Origin of the sequence: Priestia sp. HNGD-A6 (assembly GCF_045784335.1) — a bacterium.
GTDB classification, from domain to species: domain Bacteria; phylum Bacillota; class Bacilli; order Bacillales; family Bacillaceae_H; genus Priestia; species Priestia zanthoxyli.
This window is the reverse complement of the sequence record NZ_CP138621.1, coordinates 586,603-608,062: the sequence shown is the minus strand read 5'-3', so window position 1 is coordinate 608,062 and position 21,460 is coordinate 586,603. Positions and strand designations below refer to the sequence as shown.

Genomic DNA, 21,460 nt, shown 5'->3' with positions numbered 1-21,460 from the left:
GTGGAGGAAATCAATGAATATGTTTACAGATGACAGCGTAATGCTACACACCGATCTATATCAAATTAATATGGGAGAAACGTATTGGGAAGATAACATTCATCAAAAGAAGGCTGTTTTTGAAGTTTTTTTCCGCAAACTTCCTTTTGGAAATGGGTATGCTGTTTTTGCTGGATTAGAAAGAATTATTGAATATATTAAAGCATTTAAATTTAGCGAATCTGATTTAACGTACTTGCACGAAGAATTAGGTTTTAAAGAAGATTATTTAGCTTACTTAAAAGACCTTACATTCACTGGGACAATTCGATGTATGCGTGAAGGTGAGCTTGTGTTTCATAATGAACCAATTTTACGTGTAGAGGCACCGTTAATTGAAGCTCAGCTTGTAGAAACAGCGATATTAAATATTGTGAATTACCAAACGCTGATTGCAACAAAAGCAGCCCGAATCAAACATGTAGTAGGAGATCAAGTGGCAATGGAGTTTGGAACGCGACGCGCTCAAGAAATGGATGCTGCTATTTGGGGAACAAGAGCAGCCTATATTGGCGGATTTGGTGCTACTTCTAACGTGCGTGCAGGAAAGAAATTTGGAATTCCAGTTGCAGGAACGCATGCCCATGCAATGGTGCAAGCTTATAAAGATGAATATATTGCATTTCATAAATACGCTCGTCGCCATAAAAACTGTGTGTTTCTAGTTGATACGTACGACACCTTAAAATCAGGAGTTCCCAATGCGATTAAAGTAGCAAAAGAATTAGGAGACAAAATTAATTTTACGGCAATTCGTTTAGACAGCGGCGATTTAACTTATTTGTCTAAAAAAGCTCGTCAAATGTTGGATGAAGCAGGATTTACAGAGACAAAAATTGTTGCTTCCAACGATTTAGATGAAGATACGATTATGCATCTAAAGTCGCAAGGTGCACAGATAGACATGTGGGGAATTGGTACGAAGCTCATTACTGCATATGATCAGCCGGCGCTTGGAGCAGTGTATAAACTCGTCTCTATTGAAGGAGAAAATGGCGAGATGATGGATACGATTAAAATTAGTGCGAATCCTGAAAAAGTCAGTACACCAGGGTTAAAGCGCGTATATCGTATTATTAATAATTTGAATGGGAAATCTGAAGGGGATTATATTACGATGGAAGACGAAGACCCTCAAAGCGAAGAGCGTTTAAAAATGTTCCATCCTGTTCATACGTTTATCAGTAAATTCGTCACAAATTTTGAGGCAAAAGAACTTCATCATGATATCTTTGTAAACGGAAAGCTTGTGTATGAAACAGAAGAACTTCAGGAAATTCAGCAGTACGTAAAAGATAATTTAGAGCTGCTTTGGGATGAATATAAGCGCACGCGCAATCCAGAAGAATATCCAGTAGATTTAAGCGAAAAGTGTTGGGAAAATAAAACGCGTCAAATTGCGTACGTAAAACAAAAAGTAGCGGAAGCCCTAAATAAAAAATAGTAGGGAGCTGGAGACATGTCAGATACGCTTGCTTATTTTCAACAGCTAAACCCTGATAAGAAAATAGATAAGCTCCTAGAAAAAGGAGCGAAAATTGGGATTTATGGTTCTTCTTTTGATCCGGTTACCAACGTTCATCTTTGGACGGCATCAACGGTTGCGCATCGAAAGAAGTTAGATGCTATTATCTTCTTGCCTTCATCGCACAAACGGACAGATAAAAAGCTTCAAACGTCCGATGAACACCGTGTAAATATGGTTAGCTTAGCGATTAAAGACAACCCGAAATTTTTGCTCGATACGTATGAGCTAGACGTATTGCCCGGCTATCATTACACATACTACACTATGGAGCACTTTAAAAAATTGCTCCCACACGCTGACTTATTTTTTATTATGGGAGCCGACTTACTGCAAGATATTGGTGAGGGCAAGTGGAAGAAAGCAGATGAACTTATTAGTGAAAACCAGTTTATCATCATGGCAAGAGAGGGAATAGACATGTTGAAAGCTATTAGTCATTCTCCTTTGCTTCGAAATTATGACGACGGCCGGTTTCAGCTTCTTGATAAGGGGCTAGCAATGGAAATCAGCTCTACTTATATTCGTCAAGAATTTGCCAGGGGCGGAGAACCACGATATTTAATGCCTGATCTCTGTTATTTTTATAGTAAAAAACATGGATTGTATCAGTAAGAAATCTACATATAATGGAAGGAGAGCATGTATCATGTCAGACATGCAAGAAAAAATAAAAAAAGAGCTACATGTGAAATCTGAAATTGATCCAGCACAAGAAATTCGTGCCCGCGTTGATTTTTTGAAAAACTACCTAAAGTCAGCAAATGCAAAAGGCTTTGTATTAGGTATAAGCGGAGGGCAGGACTCTAGTTTAGCTGGACGATTAGCGCAGATTGCTGTAGACGAATTGCGAAAAGAAGAATATGAAGCAAAATTTGTAGCCGTTCGCTTGCCTCATGGCACGCAGCATGATGAAGCGGATGCGAAGGCGTCACTAGAATTTATTAAACCTAATGAAACATATACATTTAATATTAAAAACACGGTGGAAGCATTTGAAAGTTCGTTTACAGGTTCTACAGATATAGCGCTGTCTGATTTTCATAAAGGAAATGTCAAAGCACGTACGCGTATGATTGTACAGTATGCAATCGGAGGAGAAAACGGCCTTTTAGTTATCGGAACCGATCATGCAGCAGAAGCAGTAACAGGCTTTTTTACAAAATACGGAGATGGCGGAGCAGACGTGCTGCCTCTAACGGGATTAACAAAACGTCAAGGAAAAGCATTGCTAAAAGAATTAGGTGCAGATAAACGATTGTACGAAAAAGTACCAACAGCTGACTTATTAGATAATAGTCCTGGTCAATCTGATGAAACGGAACTAGGAATTTCTTATGATGAACTAGACGATTATTTGGAAGGAAAAGAAGTATCACAAGAAGCCGCTGAAAAAATTGAACAGCGCTATCGTATTACTGAACATAAGCGTCAGTTACCGGCTAGCATGTTTGATGAATGGTGGAAATGAGAGAAATGCCCATATTAGGTATATCTAATATGGGCATTATTTTGACTGATTTCTTTCAAAAAACAAAAAAGAGGCGGAAAAAGTGTAATTTAACAAATTGTTTTCTCATACACACTTTGTTATTCTTACGCACTTTGGTATAATGAAGTGCTTTTAATATTATTGAGGAGGAACATTTTTTATGGCAGTTGAAGTAGGTAGCAAGGTACAAGGTAAAGTAACAGGTATTACTAATTTTGGAGCATTTGTAGAATTACCTGGAGGTCAAACTGGGCTTGTACATATTAGTGAGGTAGCTGACAGCTATGTAAAAGACATTAATGACCATCTTAAAGTTGGTCAAGAAATTGAAGTGAAAGTCGTTAATGAGAAAGACGGAAAAATTGGATTATCGATTAAAAAAGCGATAGATAAACCGGAAAGACCCTCATCTTCTTATTCACAGCGCCCGCCACGTCAGGCAAGAAATAATGATAATCGTTCTAAAAGCAACTTCCAACCAAAGGAAAACTTCGAACAAAAAATGGCGCGTTTCTTAAAAGATAGTGAAGATAATTTATCTACACTAAAACGCAGCACTGAATCAAAACGAGGTGGCAGAGGCGGAAGACGCGGATAAATCCCTTCCACTCTAACTACTTTATTATATAGTTGAAGCAAGCCAGTAAAAATTGGCTTGCTTCTTTTTTGTGATAGCTTAAGTACATACGCTAGAAGAGTAAAAAGAAGGTTAAGCATTTACTTAGTTGTAAAGTAGATGCCAATCGTGACAAGCGATGAAAGAAGATCAAGGATGAGTAGGATGAAATTTAAATCTATCATAATCATACCTCCCTTTTTGCGAGCGTTGACGTTAGTATCTGCACGAACTACTTTTATTATTCGTAATTTTTAAAAATTTCATTTAATTAAATGCGATATTTAATATTTAATTAAACTGTGTTCTAAATAATAATTAATAAAATAAAAAACGCTTATAAGAACAATTTTCTTAAAATAATAAAAAAACCTTATAAGTAAACGAAGAGAAAGTAGGAATGAGTCCCTCATCGAAATAGCTAAATTAACAGAGAATCGTCAGTATTCTTGTATATTCATCTAATTCCTTCATAATTTTAGGAATAAAAAAGTGCTGAAAAAGCGAAAAACAGACAAAATTCTTCCTTTTTTGAGCAGTAGTGCTCAGTTTGGAGAAATATATAAAATGATTCCATAGACTCAAGGATTTTATAGTAATATATAGAACTTCCATACTATTCTAGTTTTTAGCACATTAGCTAAGTAAAAGATGCGTATGTTTTGGGGATGAAGACATACATAGTCGTACGAATTATAGAGAGAAATGGAGAGGGAAAAACGATGAAGAAAGTATCAATTCGGGCTGTATTGAGTACAGTAGCATTTTCGGTTGCTTTATCTTCTTTTGCAATGGGAGCATCGGCTAACGGGAATTCAAAGCCGGCGCTGGAACCGTCACTAGTTAAAATTCAAGGAGACTATAACTTAAAGTCGGCTAAAAAAGTAAAAGTTATTGTGGAGTTAAATGAAGAGTCTGTAGCGGAAGCAAAGAAAAAAGGAGTAGCGCAAAGTAAAGGAAAGATTAAAAAAGCGCGTGACGAAGTGAAAAAAGAACTTTCAAAAGCTTCTAAAACTTCAAAAGTAAAGCGAGAATACGACCAAGTGTTTTCCGGGTTTTCAGCGGAACTTCCGGCTAATGACCTTGAAAAAGTAGCAAGTTTACCCGGAGTAAAAGCTATTTATCCAAGCGTTGAATATCATACAACAGAAGTAAAATCGAAAGAAGTGAGCGCCGAAGAATACGGTTCTGAAATGGATAAAAGCATTTACTACGTGGGAGCAGATCAAGCGTGGAAATCAGGATATACAGGTAAAAATATGACCGTAGCCGTTATCGATACAGGCGTTGATTACGACCACCCGGATTTAAAGTCCGCGTTTGAGAAATATAAAGGATGGGATTTTGTTGATGATGACAAAGACCCTCAAGAAACGCCGGCTGGAGATCCAAAAGGCGAAGCCACAACGCACGGTACGCACGTAGCGGGAACAATTGCAGCGGACGGAAAAATTAAAGGGATAGCTCCTGATGCTCATTTACTTGCGTATCGTGTATTAGGTCCAGGAGGAACGGGTTCAACCGAAGACGTGATTGCCGGTATTGAACGTGCGGTAGAAGACGGGGCGGATGTAATGAACCTGTCGCTTGGAGATACGATTAATAATCCGGACTTGGCAACGAGTATTGCATTAGATTGGGCAATGGAAGAAGGAGTAGTAGCCGTTACATCAAATGGAAACAGTGGACCAGCTAACTGGACAGTAGGCTCTCCGGGAACGTCTCGTGAAGCTATTTCAGTTGGTGCGACTCAGCTTCCTTACAATTTGTATAAAACGACATTAACCGTAGATAACGCAAGCTATGCTTCAGCTGAAGTAATGGGCTTTCCAAACGACAAGGCGTTACTGGATGCAAGCGGTAAAAATTATGAATTTGTACCTGTCGGACTTGGAAAACCAGAAGATTTTGAAGGAAAGGATGTAAAAGGAAAAGTAGCGGTTATTTCCCGCGGTGACATTGCATTTGTAGATAAAGTTGACAATGCGAAAAAAGCTGGCGCTGTTGCAACAGTCATTTACAATAACGTAGAAGGAGCAATTCCTGATATTCCAGGTACATCTCTGCCGAGTATTCGCCTATCGAAAGCCGATGGACAAGCTTTGATATCTTCTTTAGCAAAAGGATCCGTCACAGGCTCTTTTACTGCAACCTTTAATCAGACAGTCGATGAAACAATGGCTGACTTTTCATCTCGCGGACCGGTTGTGGATACGTGGATGATTAAGCCGGACATTTCGGCACCGGGAGTCGATATTATCAGTACAGTGCCAACCAATGATCCAAGCAATCCTCATGGATATGGATCAAAACAAGGCACAAGCATGGCCGCACCGCACGTAGCAGGAGCAGCAGCGTTAATTTTACAGGCGCATCCCAATTATAAAGTAGAAGACGTAAAAGCATCTTTAATGAACACAACGGAACTGCTTCGTGACCGCAACGGGCTCATTTACCCTCATAATACGCAGGGTGCAGGAAGCATGCGCGTAGTAGATGCAATTAAAGCAAAAACGCTTATTACCCCAGGAAGTCACTCGTACGGCGTCTTTTATAAAGATAAAGGGAAACAAGTAGAAAAACAAAGCTTTAAGATTAAAAATCTATCAAATCACAGTCAAAAATACTCGGTCAAAGTGAAATTTAAGAAAAGCCATCAAGCAATTGACGTTAAATCAACAAACGATTTAGTTGTTAATGCAGGAAAAACGCAAAAAGTAAATCTCAATGTAAAAGTAGATGCAGGGAAATTATCTCCTGGCTATTACGAAGGCACAATTACGGTAAGTAACAATAAAGAAACGTACGATGTTCCAACGATCTTATTTGTAAAAGAGCCGGATTATCCTCGCGTTACTTCTGCGTATGTAGATGTACTAGGAAATGGCTCGTTTGAATACGGCAGTTATTTACCAGGAGGAGCAGAGAAGCTTAGCTATTACATTTACGATGCAACGCTAGAAAAAGGGGAATTGTTAAGTTCGTATACGAATGTAGGAAAAGGATTCTCTAGCGCAACGTGGGACGGAAAAATTAATGGTGAAGCTCTTCCAGCGGGAACGTATTATTTATACGCAGAAGCAGTAAAAGCAGGTCAGACGACCGGTTCTTTAGGAGAATTTGAAATTCAATAAATAAAAAAAGAGTGCCAGTCTAACTGACACTCTTTTTTTATTGAGCCGTATATCCTCCATCAATCACAGCAGCTTGGCCGGTGACGCCTTTTGCTAAATCACTTGCTAAAAACATTGCGTAGTCTGCAATTTCATCAACTGCCAGCAAGCGTTTTTGAGGAACAAGAGGATAAATAACTTCTTCTAGCACTTTTTCAAGCGCTACATTTCGCGTACGTGCTAAATCTTTTAATTGATTTTGAACAAGCGGTGTATCAACATAACCAGGGCAAATCGCATTTACCGTAATGCCGTGCTCCGCACCTTCAAGAGCAGCCACTTTCGTTAAGCCAATCACGCCGTGCTTAGCACTGTTGTATGCCGCTTTTCCTGAGAAACCAATCAATCCGTTAATGGAAGACATGTTCAAAATGCGGCCGAATTTTTGCTTTTTCATAATAGGAAACGCATGCTTAGTCGCAACAAAAGGTGCAACAAGCATAATTTTCGTTAAAAGTTCAAATTTTTCAGTAGGAAATTCTTCGAGCGGGGAAACAAATTGCATGCCAGCATTGTTAATTAATACATCAAGGCGGCCATATGTTTCAACCGTTTGAGCAATCATTTGTTCAATGTCACTTTCATTTGTCACATCTGCTTTAATGCCTAATGCTTCGTAGCCTTTTGTCTTCAATTTGTCTGCTGCTTTCTTAACTCCGTCTTCATTCAAGTCAGTTAAGACAACAGTCGCTCCGTCTTCAGCAAAGCGCTCACCAATTTGATAACCAATACCTTGAGCTGCACCTGTAATTAACACAATTTTGTTTTCAACCATCGTTTTTTCCCCCTTATATGTAGATGATATAAAATCGCTTACTTTTCCATTTTATCAAAAATTATCTTAATTTAGCGAGTATTTTAACTGTACTTTACGCGAAAAGAATGGGTGTGGGAAGGGGTGTTTACTACCTTTACTTCCACATTGCTGACAGAAGCGAACGGCGAGGGACCTTTTTTTATTTCTTCAATAAATTTTTGGATATTACTTTCTTCACCTTCAGCATCAATTTCTACTTTTTGATCGTCTCGATTTCGTACCCATCCGTTAATGGAGCATTCCATTGCTTTTAGCTGCGTGTAGTGACGGAACCCAACCCCTTGAACGCGTCCGTCTACAATCATATGCACATGTTTCTTCACTGTTCTCACCTCACAGGCAATTTTCCCTTTTTTATAAAAAAGAAAACAACTATAATCTTACTTTTCACTGTATAATAGAAAAAGACATTGTAAGACTTTAACAGTTTTAATGTAGATTAAATAAGAAAGAAGGGTTATGAATGCAAGCAGCAGCACGAACGCAGCAAGCGCAGCCGGCGACAATTTACCGTATTTTATTTGCTATTAGTTTAGGACATTTCCTAAATGATTGTATGCAGTCTGTTATACCGGCACTTTTTCCAGTCCTTGAAAAATCGATGAATTTAAACTACACGCAAATCGGCTGGATTGCCTTTGCTTTAAACATGACGTCATCGATTATGCAGCCGGTATTCGGCGTATTTGCCGATAAGCGTCCCTCGCCGTTTTTATTGCCAATTGCAATGTGTTTAAGCATGATTGGTATGGTTGGACTCGCTTTAGCGCCAAATTTTTATTTTGTGATTATATCTGTTTTATTTGTAGGATTCGGATCCGCTATTTTTCACCCGGAAGGTTCTCGCGTAGCGTATATGGCAGCAGGAGGAAAGCGGGGGCTGGCACAGTCTATTTATCAAGTTGGCGGGAATACTGGACAGTCGATGGCTCCGCTGTTTACGGCATTTATCTTTATCGGACTTGGTCAGTTTGGAACAATTTGGTTTACGTTAATTGCAGGTATCGGCGTAGTGGTTCTATACAGCGTCTCTAAATGGTATAAATCAGAGTTAGCTACTCGTCAACGCTTGAAGAAAAAGCAGTCAGATGCTTCATTTACGATGAACAAGCAAATTATTTTTGCGATTGGACTTTTAATTTTTCTTGTTTTTGCACGTTCATGGTACGGAGCCGGCATCCTTAATTTCTTTCAGTTTTATATTATTGAAAAATTTAATTTGCCTATCAAAAGCGCTCAGCTTTACGTTTTTTTATTTATGATTGCAGGGGTGTTTGGAACATTCTTTGGAGGTCCGCTTGCCGATCGTTTCGGAAAACGAAATATTTTATTGTTTTCTATGTTAGGGTCAGTACCGTTTACTTTATTACTCCCTCACGTTTCTCTCGGAGTCGCAGCGCCTCTTTTAATACTAATCGGCTTTATTCTCCAGTCAAGTTTCAGCGTCACGGTCGTCTATGCTCAAGAGCTGATGCCGGGGAAAATTGGCTTGGTTTCCGGCTTAATTGTAGGTCTTGCTTTTGGGATGGGAGCTTTAGGAGCTGTTGTATTCGGTAAATTAGCCGATGTCTTCAGCCTTCAGTTTATTATGCTGTTTTGCAGCTATTTACCAATCCTAGGGCTGTTAACATGGCTGTTGCCGAGCGATAAGCGTGTGAAAGAAATACACGAAGCAAAATAAGAAAAAGAAAAAGCAAACGCGCCTTAGCGTTTGCTTTTTTTATGAGCGTGAAGCAAATTTCAAGACGAATTCATATTTTTCTCCTACAATAGATACAATAGAAATTGAAAATCGAAAGGAAGAATCAGCTATGATTAAGCTAAGCGTATTGGATCAGTCTCCAGTTTCAAGCGGATCAACACCAAAGGAAGCGTTAAAACGTACGGTGGAACTGGCAAAATTAACGGAAAAGTTGGGCTACCATCGCTTTTGGGTAGCGGAACATCACAATACGAACGGTCTTGCAGGCTCATCTCCAACTCTTTTAATGACGCACTTAGCTTCTCAAACGAGCCGAATCCGAATTGGATCTGGAGGAATCCTTCTTCCTCAATACAGTCCGTATAAAGTAGCAGAAGATGCTCAGTTGCTTGAAAATCTGTTTCCGAATCGAATTGATTTAGGTCTTGGACGCTCACCGGGAGGAGATGCGCTGACGCGGCTAGCGCTTACAGATGGAGTACGTAAAAGCCTCAATGAATTTCCGCGGCAAATTCAGGCGTTAAAAGGGCATCTTGAGCATAATTTGCCGTCTGACCATCCGTATTACGGGGTGACAGCTTATCCGTTAAGTGAAACAAAACCGGAACTGTGGCATCTTGGTATCAATAAAAGAGGAGCAAGATCAGCTGCTGAGCTGGGCATTTCTTTTACGTTTGGACACTTTATTTATTCAGTTGGTGGACAAGAAGCCATTCGTTATTATAAACAAGAATTTATCCCTTCTTCGTATCAATCAAAGCCTAACACCAACGTATGTGTATTTGTTGTATGTGCAGAAACAACAGAAGAAGCCGAGGAACACGCCAAAACGTTGGATGATTGGCTGTTGAAAGTAGCCAAAGGCGGAGACACAACGGTTTCATCGATAGAAGAAGTGCGTAATCGTTCTTATTCAGAAGAAGAGCTTAAAAATATAAGCACGAATCGTCCTCGTATAATCGTAGGAAATCCAGCTGAAGTAAAACAAGGATTAACTCAGCTTCAGCAAAAATACGATAACGACGAATTTTTAATTATTACAAATATCCATGATTATGAAGCAAAAAAGAAGTCTTATGAACTGCTTGCAGGGCTATTTCCTCAACCCTCATTTTTTTAAGAAAAAGATGGGGTTTGTGAGTAAGCTATTGATATGAGAGGGGTTTAAGAGGGGGGATTAGGCGTTTGCCCCATTTTTGCCCCACTAATTACTTAGATAACGATCTAGCTTAGTAATGTTTTCAGATTCATATTTCTTTGTAATATGAAGATATACATCAGCTGTCATTTTAATGTTTGTATGTCCTAGCCGATCACTTACAAATTTAATATCAGCTCCGCTCTCTAATAACATAATTGCATGAGTATGGCGTAAACCGTGAGGGCTTATGTGATGCAGTTTAGCTTTGTTGGTAATAGCCTTCATAATATCGTTAATTCGAAACTCACTAAGCGCTTTACCATTGGCTTGGGTAATCATGTACTCTTGTTCAATATAATTAGCTCCATATTTAAGTTTATTTCTTTTTTGCCAAGTTTGATATTTTTTTAACTCAGTTACCAATGTATCATCAATACTTATTGTCCGTATACTGCGTTTCGTTTTAGGAGGCTTTACGCCGTGACTGCTCCGTGTTTTAGTGATGCTAATAGTTTTATCTTTAAAATTAATATCGTCCCAATGCAGTGCAATTAATTCACCTTTTCTCATGCCTGTACGCAAGAGGGTAATAGCTACGATATATTGATAAAAAGGGCACTGTTTTGCTGTATCCATAAAAATGGTAACTTCATCTCTTGTAAGATAATTAATTTTTCTCTCGGAAAGATCCTTTTCTTTTTTTATAGAGATATTTCTATATTTGTTGTAGGTTAGCATTTCTAGCTCTACCGCTTTATTTATAGCAATACAAAAAATCGAGTGAATAGCTTTAACGGTACCTAGTGAATAATTCTCAGTTAATCTATTGATGAATTTCTGATATTCTAGTCTAGGTAATTGATTAAGCTTGAAATCACCTAAGTAAGGGATAATTTGATTATTAACGTAGGTTTTTCTGTTTTTTAATGTTCGCAGCTGAACTTGACTACCATATACCTCGAGCCATTCGTTAAACCAATCTTTAATTAATTTTTCCCGGTTCTCTAAAAGGGAATATTTGCCCAAATATATTTGTTTTTCTAATTCACTGGCTGCAAGTTTAGCTTCTGATTTAGTTCTAAAACCACCTTTTGATATTTCTTTCGTTTTTCCACAAGCAGGATCTACATATCTAATTCTGTATTCCCACTTCTTTCCTCGCTGGCGATAGCTTGCCAATCTAATCACCTCTTTAAAAAATATTAAGTCAATCGATAAGAATTTCTGTTTCACCTCCTTTAAGTAACTTGTGTTTAAAATTAGTTGTTTTTATGTATATGGATAACCCCGTTGGCGCTATAGAATATTTCGACTGAAGCAGGTTGAGCCTTTAATATTTTCTTTATTGCATATGATACCTCAGATTGTTTTACGTCTCTTTTAAGATTCGATATACTGACTTTTTCAGACTTTTCGCTGCTAGTGTAAATAATCTTAGTTACTCCATTACTAAAAATTTTGATTGTATTCGTATCTTTACTTTGATTTTTAAAACAAGAAACGAACGTTTTTCTTTCTGCAGTTACATCTTTAAATCTCAAGTAAATCACCTCTGTTAGGAATGTATGTTCTGTTTTAAGGTAAAGTTAATCCTTCATTTACTCGTGAAAGAGTAAGTTTAGAGGATAATGGTTTAGAAGTTTAGCTTTTTAATCAAGCGCGGAATAAAGATTATACATCCCATTAATTAGATTCAGAGTTAAGAGGTAATTTTTCTATAATTAGCGGATCAAATCCTATTAAGTAACCATCGTAAAAAGTGCAAACACCATATTTTTCTTTATACCAATCTAATGCTTCTTGTAAAAATTTTTCTGTTACATTTAAAAAGGAAGCAGTTTCATATCGATTTGTACAATTATTATGAAAAGCTTCAATGAGACGAGACAAAAATAATATTTCGTTGTAGCCCCAGCGGCGAGCTAACTTTTCCTGTTTTCGGTTTACGATGCTATCCTGGTTAAGGATATTTCCAACAGTTGTAAAGTGGTGACCTAACTCTTCAGCTAAGATACAATATTTTTCTGTCTCATCCAGATCTTTATCAATTAGGATACGACCGTCATAATATAGTCCTTTGAAGCCATGCATTAAAGGAATCTCATTCATAGGAATATTGCTGTATTTAGACTGTAACTTTTCATATGAACTTAACATTGAGTGTACTCCTTTTATTTATCAAACTGTTTGCTGAAGACATAATCGATATAGTTTAAAACTTCCTTCATTTTTTCTTCAGTTATATCTTTGCCTTCTAAATGAGCAGCAATTGTTTGAATAGGAGTGGGTTCCTTTTTATTGTTTAGCTTTTCAATTCCAAGTAAATAATCAAGCGAAACATTAAAATAATCAGCTAAGAATCTTGCTGTATCAATCCTTGGTTCTTCTTTATTATTTTCCCATTTGGAAATCATGCTTTTATTAATTGATGTTCCATATTGATCATTTAACGCCTTTGCTAACTGATCTTGAGTGATTTTACCTCTAAGCTTTTTTAAAGTTTCCCCAAAAGAATATTTCATTTCTTTACCTCCTTTTCTAACAATTTAGATGCAGTTTAATTATAAGTTATTTGTTTCGATACCGCAATATTTATTTCGATATAAGTTAATTAAGTTGTTGACATCGAAACTTTTAAGATGTATATTTGCATTGTTAAGTTTCGGAAATGACAACTTACAAGGGGGTGATGAAGTGTATGAGATTAAACGGAGACATCTTCCTTATTCAAAATTAAAAGCTTATATGGTGGAAAATCGCATTACGCAAAAGGAATTGTCTAACTTACTTAAAATTTCAGCAGTTGCATTAAATCAGAAGATTAATGGGACTGGAGGAGATTTTAACTTGAATGAAGTACGTAACATATGTCGACATCTTAAAATTTCATCAGATGAGTATTTTATTGAACCTCAAGTTTCGAAAGTGAAAACACAATTAATGGAGAGGGTAAATAGTGATTAATGTTGAGATTGATGAAAATGAAGTTAGAGAACTGTACTTAAAAACTCTTAAAGAAAAAATAGACGAAGTTGATGCTGAACTTATATTTTGGGATACCAAAGAATTAAAAAGAAGGACCTGTATGAGTTGGAATACTATACAAAAAGAATTCTTCTTTGATCCCCGCTTTCCAAAAAGGAAAGTAGGGGGGAAATGGTATATTTATGCTCCGAAAGCAAAAGAGTTTCTGGAAAATTGGTTGTTTGAACAATGTAACTTTTAAAAGGGGTGAAGGGATGAAATTTATTGAGACTATTCATAGTCGACTAGTATGGAACAAAGAGCAAATAAATCGTTTGAAAGTAGAGCTACTCACATCAGATACACCAATAGCAATTGAAAAACTGATATATGGATATGAACAGCAAAATTTAGCCCTGTCTTTTGTATTAGAAAGAGCAGGTGAATAGGGAATGGAAATTACTCTTTCGTTATTTACTTTTTTGTTCTTAATGTTCCTAGGTGGTCCATCAGTAATGCTATTAGTCTTTTTAATAATCTATAACTCTTTCACAAGAAGAAAGGAAGTTTAAATATGAGTAGAGTTTTGATATCTACCTTTAGGTATTTTTGTGAAACATGTAGCTATGAAATATTGAGCTGTAGTGTTGAGGTCAAACTCAAATGTTTATGTAACTTACTTGTTGAACATGAGGAAATAGAAGAAGTCATTAATGAAATTTATTAATAGATTAAGAGAGGGAGAAATAAAGGTGAAGGAATTAGTTAGTATACAAAATGGGAAAGCTGTCACGGATTCTTTAACTATTGCTGAAGTTTTCGGGAAGCGGCATGACTCAGTAATGAGAGATATTCGTAACCAAAAAATGAAGTTAGTTGAAGCAGGGATGGATGAATTTATATTCCACAACTTTGTGGAACGCGAATATCAATCTCAACAAGGTAACTTTTACAAAAAATATGAATTAACAGAGGATGCATTTGCGTTAGTTGCTATGTCCTATGTAACACCAGAAGCAATGAAATTTAAAGTGGAATTTTTACAAGAATTTAAACGAATTAAAGCAGAATTGCAAGGGAAACCCAAAATCTTAACGGAACGAGAGCAATTAATGGCCTCGATGAAGCTAAGCATAGAAGTAGCTGAAGAGATTCCTGTAATAAAAAAAGAAGTAACAGATTTAAAACGTGTCTTTTCTGAAGAACTAACCCTTAATCATGGGCAACAGCAATCTTTGCATCATGAAATTAAGAAACGTGTTGAATCACTTATAGGAGATTATAAAGAATGGGGTTTTACCAAACAAAGAATGTATTCAGAGATTCATAAGAACTTGAGACGAGCATTTTCAGCACCTAAATATATCTTTGTGAAACGGAAAGATTATCAAGAAGCTATCGCATGGGTCAAGTCCTGGAGACCATTATTATGAATGATAACCTAATTGATGTCTTATTGAGTGAAAAATAAAAGCCTCTGCTGCAACAGAGGCCCAAAAGAAAAAATTCTTACGGATAGTATAACACGAAGAAGGAGAGCTTAACATGGCTAAATATAGACAAGTTCATACAACTTTTTGGCAAGATCCTAAAGTTTTGGAAGAAATGACGCCAGAAGATAAGTATTTTTATTTATATCTTCTTACTAACCCAAACACTACTCAAATTGGTGTATACCAGATAACCAAAAAGCAAATAGCTTTTGATTTAGGTTATTCTACGGAATCAATTAATAGCCTCTTACATCGTTTTATTACACTGCATAAACTTATTAAATATAACGAGCAGACAAGAGAATTAGCTATCCTTAATTGGGGTAAGTACAATTTACATAAAGCTGGAAAGCCCGTAATTGACTGTGTAAATAAGGAACTAAAAGAAGTAAAAGACAAAACATTGTTACTAGATATCATGAAGCACATTCCTAATGATTCAGTACTTCAAGCTTTTTCACGACACGTAGACCATACGCATAGCGATACGTCAACGAGGAGTGGACAAGAAAAAGAAGAAGAAAAAGAAGAAGAAAAAGAAATAGAAAAGAAGAAGAAAAAAGAGAACCCCACAGCTTTCCAATTCTATGAAGAAAACTTCGGTTTACTTTCATCTCACTTAATCCAAGAAATTAATGCTTGGTTAAATGATTTTAAAGGGAACCATGAAGTAATTATTGAAGCTTTAAAAATTTCAGTTGAACGCAATAAACGAAATTGGGGATATGCAAAAGCTATATTAAAAGATTGGTATGGTAAGGGAGTCAAATCTTTATCAGATATAAAATCTCTAGAAATAGAATTTAAAAAAACAAGTATATCTACAAATAAAAGAGTTGTTCGCAGAGAGATAGTGCCTGAGTGGTTGAGTAATAACAATGAAATAGAAGAAAAAGTAACACCCGAGTATGATCCTTCTTTCGAAGAAGAAAAAAGAAAGTTAGAGGTTGAATTAAAAGCACTTGGTGAAGAGTTAAGAGAAAAAAGGTTATAAGTAAGAGTTAAATCAATGCCAAGGGGAGAGGGAGCCGCACTACGAGCCCCTTTCCTACAAGATGACATTGAACCCTGTTTGTATAAAGAGTATATAAGAACAAGCTTTATTTTAAGGGGGAATTCATTTGACTACAGGGACTAACGATTTACCAGAACAAATGATAAAATGGCAAATTGAAGAATGGATTCGTGATTATAACTTTATGTTAAGAGAGATAGCTCGGCTTAATGTAATATTAAATAAGCCTGAATTTAAAAAACAAAAATTGACTGCAACTTATGGATATGAAGCAGCAATGCCTAAGGGAAGCATTGGTATTAGTCAGGCAGAGTTAAATCAATTAGATCGACGAGAAAAACGTTTATATAAATATCTTGCTATTGTTGAATACTTAGATGAAGTAGTAGGGGAATTAGATAATGATAAGCAAAAAGTCATATATGATTGTATGCTAGAGGGGGTTTCTTATACAAAAATAGCTAAGCATTTAAATTGTTCACGTGATACCGTTAGAAAGGTCAAAGAAAATATAATCGTCAAGATAGCCAATAAAGTACAAAAAGACAGCTTTCTTTATAAGTTGAAATTTCTAACTAAATTTTCTTAAAATAAAACAAATATCTATTGTAAATAGTATGTAATTTCTAAGAATCATTAAAGCAATAAATCAATTTAATAACCAAAAGATGTTCTATACAATTAAAGATACATTTTTACTGTTAACTTTTGTATAAGAAAAAATATAGTTTAGGTAATTAGTTTCATATCATGGATTTTTATGGTATCATTTATAAAAAACTGTTTGGCTTAGAAATGTACTGAACTGGGGTAGATAAATGTTATACATAAAGAAAATTAAAGATAGAAGTTTCAGACGATTCATTTATAAAAAGAGGAAACAAGACAAGCTTTCTCGAATAAATAAAGATAAGAGAAGGAGAGCAAAAAAAGCAAAGTACAAATATTTAAAATATAAAGGGAGTAATTGGAATAGTCAATCTTTTTATAATTTCCTAAAGCATACCCCTTTTGCAAATAACAAAAAAATAAGGGCTAAAATCAATGGGGATGAAGCCACAGTGAAAATACCTGAAGTTTTTTCTTTTATGGATAATCCCGATGAGACTATTAGTGTCTACAATTTACTGTATCAAATATCTAAGAATAAACAGGTTACTAAGGTATTTATTGACCATCGTAATTGTAAAGTATTAGGCTTAGGTGCTTCTACTGTAATGGATGCTTTTGTAATGAATCTTAAAAATCATAAAAAGCAACAGAGCAAGAAAATACAGATACACGGTAGATTACCTAGAGATCCTTACATTAATATGGTTCTACAAGTTAGTGGGATATTAAAGAATTTAAATATTATTACTGACGAGTTAGACCAACTCTTAGAAGATACTTCAGGAATTGAAATTCTAGATTTAGTTTTAGGTGGTAAGCACTCATCTACTTTAAAAGTTTCGCCTCAGGCGACTTCTGCAGAGATTAGTACTCTGATTTCTGACTATTTCAATAGATGTTTGCAAACACAAGATTATTCCTTAACGGATGAAGGTTACGCACTATTTTGTCATATGGTAGGAGAAGTAATTGATAATTGTGAAATTCATTCAGGAGATTTTTGCCAATGGTTTACTTTAGGCAATTATTTTATAATTAACAAAAATGAGGAATATGGAGAATGCAATTTAGTGTTGTTTAATTTTGGTCAAACAATCTATGAGGGTCTTAAGAAGCATATAAATTCTTTAGGTGATAATACTACTAACAAAATGGCAGAACAACTTAAATATTCTTTAGAAGCATTGACTAGTCAGCATTTAAAAAAAGGTTTCTTTGGTCCAAACTGGAATGAGGAAGTTCTGTGGACACTTTATGCTTTGCAAGACGGTGTCAGCCGATGTATCAGTGAAGATGAACCTGATCGCGGTACTGGCACAGTTAGGTTAATTGAAGCTTTCCAAGAAATTGGTAATACATACGATGGTAAAACATCAGAAATGTGTATTATTTCAGGAAGAGCACAAATTAAATTTACTGGGAATTACGTAATGAACAGTGAAATGAAAGAAAATGAAACTCGTCAAATTATTGCTTTTAACAGTCAAAACGATTTAAATTTACCTCCCGATAAAAAATGTGTTAGATTATTAAAAAATCATTTTCCAGGCACTGTTATTTCAATGAAATTTTACTTAGATAGAAAGTATTTTGATGACGTACTAAAGGAGGAATAAAATGATTATGACGCAAATCAACCTAGGCACCTATAGAGGAAAGAACTCCAGAGTATTTTCAGGTCGTGAAGAAGGGAAGGCTGCTCGTAAAAAATTGAATTTAGATTTATTAGATAAAAATCAGGAAGAAGTAGAATTTGTTATACCAGTAGACACTTTATCGTTTAATACGTCTTTCTTTCTTGGATTATTTGGTAAAAGTGTTAGAAATTTAGGCGAAAATAAATTTAGAGAAATTTATCAATTTCAATGCAAACCTATTATTAAAAAAAGTATTGATGACGGTATTATTAGAGCATTGAAGAGTTCTAATCCTTTAGGTTAAAAAATGAAAAAATTGGCTAACTTTAAAAAAATAAATATTTTTTTCTTTATTTTTAATGTGATTCTTTTCTTACTTATTATAAACCCTCAAATTCGCCATATATTTTATAATTTTATTCAAAGTATAAATATAAGTTGGATAAAAAAAATAAATAGTGAAGGTATAAAAGTTTTTTCTAGTATTGTTACTTCCATTACTGCTACTATAAATATTTTGTTGGTTATAACTTTTTATAGAAAGAATTTGAGGAAAGATAATGAAGAAAAGATTTTAACTAAAAAATCTTATTGGTTTAGGGATGTAATATTAGATTCTCATATAGACGATGTAAGAAAGTTTTTTACTTATTTAAGGGAACTTAAAGGTATTTTAGAAAATCAAGATGAAGAAGAGTATATGCAGACTTTTTTACATGTTAAAGAAAAAATCACAATTTTAAATGGTTTGTTCGTACAACTATTAAAAGTGATTGATGAAGAATTAGCAGAATCTATAGAAGAACTTTTAGAAGAAATGGAAGACGGGTTTGTAGACTTAAGTGTTGTTGCTTTAGAGTTAAAAGGTTCTGAATTTAGAGATGCTATTAACAAAATTTCTACATTTATTGACAATGAAGAAATTAAGATGTTGAAACTTTTGTATAGCTATGAAATGGCTAACTATGATACAAAAAAAGTAAGCTAGAAGCCCAAGGTTAAAAAATACATATATTACATAAAAGTTCTGAATCTTTGGCACGAAAGAGCTGTTTTAGAATATACCTTATACCTTAGAGCTGCTTAGTCATTGTTTACAAGTTAAATTACAAAATAAAAAGCACCCTTACCTAAGGGTGCTTTTTATTTTGTTAGTAGAAAGAGTCAGAGTTTGCAGATAAAAATATATTAACTTGCAGTAAATATCAGAAGGGTCAAGCTGTAATACATAGTGAATGATGGAATATTAGCTAGAGAAAGATAATATATTAAATAAATATTTTTAGTGTTAATATAAAAAGAAAACATTAGGTTTAATTATTTTGTAGAAGGGATTTGGAAATAGTATGCAGAATTTATAGTTCTAGCAGCTCCCTTTTGTTTCCTTTTTAGCAAGTAGAAAGCAGGAAGTGATTATGAGAGAAATCGATATGATTAGTCCATTAGTCCAAACCTATTTAGAAAAAGGATTTAAGTCTTATGCTGAAATTCGCTTGAGCTCACGTTGGATAGATATCTTTATGATAAATGAGAAGACACAAGAAACTATTGCAATAGAGCTTAAGCTTACACAGTGGAAAAAAGCTTTTAAACAAGCAAAAATATATCAAATGGCAGCAGATTATGTTTATGTAGGAATGCCAGAAGAATATATCCACAGAGCATTAGGAAATAAAGAACTATTTCAAGAAATAGGTATTGGTCTATTATCAATCAATGGGAAGGCAAGTACCGCTTTAAAAGCAGAAAAAAGTCAGATTGTTATAGAAGAAATAAAGAGGGAGCTCATCGAAAACTTAAATCCAGATCTGGAGGTTATTCTTGATGAGCAAGGAAATCTTACCAAAACATTTCATCCGTGTGGGCGCAAGCAACGAACTGAAGTACGCAGATGATGCATTGAAGTATGGAGAAGCTTTAATGATTTCACAGCCATTTTCACTAAATGCTAGAAAGTCTATTCAAAGATTTTTGGAGGGACATGGAACCCCTTTTTTAATTGATCCAGAAACGTATAGGTATTTTCTTCCTCACAAGTATCACTTTAAAGGTTCAAATAAAGATAAGAAAATTAGAGCTTGGTTAGATAGAATGTCTAATCTTTTTCCAGAAGAAATTAGAGAAACATTTGGTAAAAGGGCTGCACGAGTAGAAAACTTTGATGCTCTTCAACTCTTGGAATTCTGTCAATCAAATATAGAAATTCAAACTGCTATGGAAAAAGAAGATGGCACACCCCTGTTACCAAATGGTATTGTTGCCCCATACTTACGTTTAACTAATGAGAAAATGGCTAGTAATTTACTTTTTCAAACTCAAGTTATTTCCACCACAGTTAAGGTGAATAAAAGTTCTTTACCAGTAGTTGGAGTATTTTATTTTTCAAAAGATATTCTTACTAATAACTATGCACTTCGTCAAATAAGACAAGCTATGAAAGAAGTTGAATGTGAAAATATTGCAGTTTGGGTTGATAATTTTGATGAAAAGAATGCGACGGAAGAAGAGTTATATAGTCTTAATGATTTGTATTTAGAATTGTCTAAAACCAAACATGTATTATCAATGTACGGTGGTATGGCCCAAATAATGATGATGTTTAATGGATTAGGCTCTATTACTCATGGTATACATTACCAGTTACATAAAAATGGACTTTCTAATGGTGGAGTACCAGCTTACTATTTTTATCTTCCTAATTTATTTCAGCGAGTAAGAACCATTGAAGCTTCCGCTATTATTAAAAGACAAGGTTTCTCAACACAACAATATTTAAAAAAAAGTTGTAATTGTCAAGTTTGTGAAGAGATATTGTCAATTCAAGCAGCTGAAAGGATATTTAATTTGGAAGGAAATGAAAGTGATATAGTGAAAATACTAACTAATCATTTTGCATTTAACAAGAGCTTAGAGATTGCCAATGTATTTAAACTAACAAAAGAACAATATGCTGATTGGGTTTTAGAAAAAATACAGAATCTTCATTTGACAATAGACGAGCGGGAATATGCTGACTTGGTTATAAATTGGGTGTCAGTAGTTTTAGATATAGATTTAATCAAACAAAGCTAATAGTATTTAAAGTTTGTAGAGCTTATATTACTATCGAAACAATGCGAGAGCATAAACTGTATGCATATTTAAATTCTGAAAGACACTACCTGAGGAGTGTCTTTTTATTTTCGGCAAGAGTGAAAAGTATAATTAATACCTTTAATTGATATGTCTTTGCTA

Annotated in this window: 24 protein-coding genes; 18 read left to right on the top strand and 6 right to left on the bottom strand. The window is 35.1% G+C overall.

What is annotated here, in order from left to right:
* Positions 1 to 13 precede the first annotated feature (13 nt).
* From SCI76_RS03135 to SCI76_RS03115, 5 genes are all read left to right on the top strand, one after another.
* Positions 14 to 1,483, top strand: a complete 1,470-nt coding sequence (locus SCI76_RS03135; RefSeq protein ID WP_028413473.1) for a nicotinate phosphoribosyltransferase — start codon at positions 14 to 16, stop codon at positions 1,481 to 1,483.
* Between the two features lie 15 nt (positions 1,484 to 1,498).
* Positions 1,499 to 2,179 (top strand): nicotinate (nicotinamide) nucleotide adenylyltransferase, encoded by a 681-nt coding sequence (gene nadD / locus SCI76_RS03130; RefSeq protein WP_014460242.1) that lies wholly within the window; start codon positions 1,499 to 1,501, stop codon positions 2,177 to 2,179.
* A gap of 34 nt (positions 2,180 to 2,213) precedes the next feature.
* Positions 2,214 to 3,035 carry an ammonia-dependent NAD(+) synthetase gene (gene nadE / locus SCI76_RS03125; protein ID WP_328174863.1) on the top strand — a complete coding sequence of 274 codons (822 nt, stop codon included), beginning with the start codon at positions 2,214 to 2,216 and terminating at the stop codon, positions 3,033 to 3,035.
* Positions 3,036 to 3,216: 181 nt separating this feature from the next.
* Complete coding sequence (locus SCI76_RS03120) at positions 3,217 to 3,654, top strand: S1 domain-containing RNA-binding protein (RefSeq protein WP_013056909.1); 438 nt, start codon at positions 3,217 to 3,219, stop codon at positions 3,652 to 3,654.
* A 740-nt stretch (positions 3,655 to 4,394) separates the two neighbouring features.
* Positions 4,395 to 6,806, top strand: a complete 2,412-nt coding sequence (locus tag SCI76_RS03115) for a S8 family serine peptidase (protein WP_048021049.1) — start codon at positions 4,395 to 4,397, stop codon at positions 6,804 to 6,806.
* Positions 6,807 to 6,843: 37 nt separating this feature from the next.
* Here the strand turns inward: SCI76_RS03115 and SCI76_RS03110 are convergent, their stop codons facing one another.
* A complete protein-coding gene (locus tag SCI76_RS03110) occupies positions 6,844 to 7,620 on the bottom strand; it encodes a 3-hydroxybutyrate dehydrogenase (protein ID WP_013056911.1) in 777 nt (258 codons plus the stop codon).
* Between the two features lie 83 nt (positions 7,621 to 7,703).
* Positions 7,704 to 7,985: an acylphosphatase gene (locus SCI76_RS03105; RefSeq protein WP_013083031.1), complete on the bottom strand. Its 282-nt coding sequence runs from the start codon at positions 7,983 to 7,985 to the stop codon at positions 7,704 to 7,706.
* A 140-nt stretch (positions 7,986 to 8,125) separates the two neighbouring features.
* Between SCI76_RS03105 and SCI76_RS03100 the strand changes: the two genes are divergently transcribed.
* A complete protein-coding gene (locus SCI76_RS03100) occupies positions 8,126 to 9,343 on the top strand; it encodes an MFS transporter (RefSeq protein ID WP_028413468.1) in 1,218 nt (405 codons plus the stop codon).
* 130 nt (positions 9,344 to 9,473) lie between these two features.
* Positions 9,474 to 10,484, top strand: coding sequence for an LLM class flavin-dependent oxidoreductase (locus SCI76_RS03095; protein WP_328180127.1), 1,011 nt, complete (start codon positions 9,474 to 9,476; stop codon positions 10,482 to 10,484).
* Between the two features lie 84 nt (positions 10,485 to 10,568).
* Here SCI76_RS03095 and SCI76_RS03090 read toward each other — a convergent pair whose 3' ends face one another.
* From SCI76_RS03090 to SCI76_RS03075, 4 genes are all read right to left on the bottom strand, one after another.
* Positions 10,569 to 11,693, bottom strand: a complete 1,125-nt coding sequence (locus SCI76_RS03090; RefSeq protein ID WP_407545239.1) for a tyrosine-type recombinase/integrase — start codon at positions 11,691 to 11,693, stop codon at positions 10,569 to 10,571.
* 71 nt (positions 11,694 to 11,764) lie between these two features.
* The gene (locus tag SCI76_RS03085) at positions 11,765 to 12,046 is read right to left on the bottom strand and encodes a DUF1827 family protein (protein ID WP_407545050.1); all 282 of its coding nucleotides are present in this window, start codon (positions 12,044 to 12,046) and stop codon (positions 11,765 to 11,767) included.
* Between the two features lie 142 nt (positions 12,047 to 12,188).
* Positions 12,189 to 12,662 carry an ImmA/IrrE family metallo-endopeptidase gene (locus SCI76_RS03080; protein ID WP_407545049.1) on the bottom strand — a complete coding sequence of 158 codons (474 nt, stop codon included), beginning with the start codon at positions 12,660 to 12,662 and terminating at the stop codon, positions 12,189 to 12,191.
* Positions 12,663 to 12,676: 14 nt separating this feature from the next.
* A complete protein-coding gene (locus SCI76_RS03075) occupies positions 12,677 to 13,027 on the bottom strand; it encodes a helix-turn-helix domain-containing protein (RefSeq protein WP_407545048.1) in 351 nt (116 codons plus the stop codon).
* A gap of 172 nt (positions 13,028 to 13,199) precedes the next feature.
* Here SCI76_RS03075 and SCI76_RS03070 point away from each other — a divergent pair, with 172 nt between their 5' ends.
* The 11 genes from SCI76_RS03070 (at position 13,200) to SCI76_RS03020 (ending at position 21,298) form a co-directional block, all read left to right on the top strand.
* Positions 13,200 to 13,469 carry a helix-turn-helix domain-containing protein gene (locus SCI76_RS03070; RefSeq protein WP_407545047.1) on the top strand — a complete coding sequence of 90 codons (270 nt, stop codon included), beginning with the start codon at positions 13,200 to 13,202 and terminating at the stop codon, positions 13,467 to 13,469.
* The gene (locus SCI76_RS03065; protein ID WP_129708912.1) at positions 13,462 to 13,731 is read left to right on the top strand and encodes a group-specific protein; all 270 of its coding nucleotides are present in this window, start codon (positions 13,462 to 13,464) and stop codon (positions 13,729 to 13,731) included. Before SCI76_RS03070 ends, SCI76_RS03065 begins: the two co-directional genes overlap by 8 nt.
* Before the next feature lie 13 nt (positions 13,732 to 13,744).
* Positions 13,745 to 13,918: a hypothetical protein gene (locus tag SCI76_RS03060; protein WP_407545046.1), complete on the top strand. Its 174-nt coding sequence runs from the start codon at positions 13,745 to 13,747 to the stop codon at positions 13,916 to 13,918.
* A gap of 264 nt (positions 13,919 to 14,182) precedes the next feature.
* Positions 14,183 to 14,902, top strand: a complete 720-nt coding sequence (locus SCI76_RS03055; protein ID WP_407545045.1) for a Rha family transcriptional regulator — start codon at positions 14,183 to 14,185, stop codon at positions 14,900 to 14,902.
* Between the two features lie 112 nt (positions 14,903 to 15,014).
* Positions 15,015 to 15,956 carry a DnaD domain-containing protein gene (locus tag SCI76_RS03050; protein ID WP_407545044.1) on the top strand — a complete coding sequence of 314 codons (942 nt, stop codon included), beginning with the start codon at positions 15,015 to 15,017 and terminating at the stop codon, positions 15,954 to 15,956.
* A 160-nt stretch (positions 15,957 to 16,116) separates the two neighbouring features.
* Positions 16,117 to 16,566: a hypothetical protein gene (locus SCI76_RS03045; RefSeq protein WP_407545238.1), complete on the top strand. Its 450-nt coding sequence runs from the start codon at positions 16,117 to 16,119 to the stop codon at positions 16,564 to 16,566.
* A gap of 229 nt (positions 16,567 to 16,795) precedes the next feature.
* On the top strand, positions 16,796 to 18,205 hold the full coding sequence (locus tag SCI76_RS03040; RefSeq protein ID WP_407545043.1) for a hypothetical protein: 1,410 nt from the start codon (positions 16,796 to 16,798) through the stop codon (positions 18,203 to 18,205).
* A 1-nt stretch (position 18,206) separates the two neighbouring features.
* A complete protein-coding gene (locus SCI76_RS03035; protein WP_407545042.1) occupies positions 18,207 to 18,530 on the top strand; it encodes a hypothetical protein in 324 nt (107 codons plus the stop codon).
* 3 nt (positions 18,531 to 18,533) lie between these two features.
* Positions 18,534 to 19,214 carry a hypothetical protein gene (locus tag SCI76_RS03030; RefSeq protein WP_407545041.1) on the top strand — a complete coding sequence of 227 codons (681 nt, stop codon included), beginning with the start codon at positions 18,534 to 18,536 and terminating at the stop codon, positions 19,212 to 19,214.
* Between the two features lie 427 nt (positions 19,215 to 19,641).
* Positions 19,642 to 20,121, top strand: coding sequence for a hypothetical protein (locus SCI76_RS03025; RefSeq protein ID WP_407545040.1), 480 nt, complete (start codon positions 19,642 to 19,644; stop codon positions 20,119 to 20,121).
* Positions 20,051 to 21,298 (top strand): hypothetical protein, encoded by a 1,248-nt coding sequence (locus tag SCI76_RS03020; protein WP_407545039.1) that lies wholly within the window; start codon positions 20,051 to 20,053, stop codon positions 21,296 to 21,298. Before SCI76_RS03025 ends, SCI76_RS03020 begins: the two co-directional genes overlap by 71 nt.
* The last annotated feature ends 162 nt before the right edge of the window (positions 21,299 to 21,460 follow it).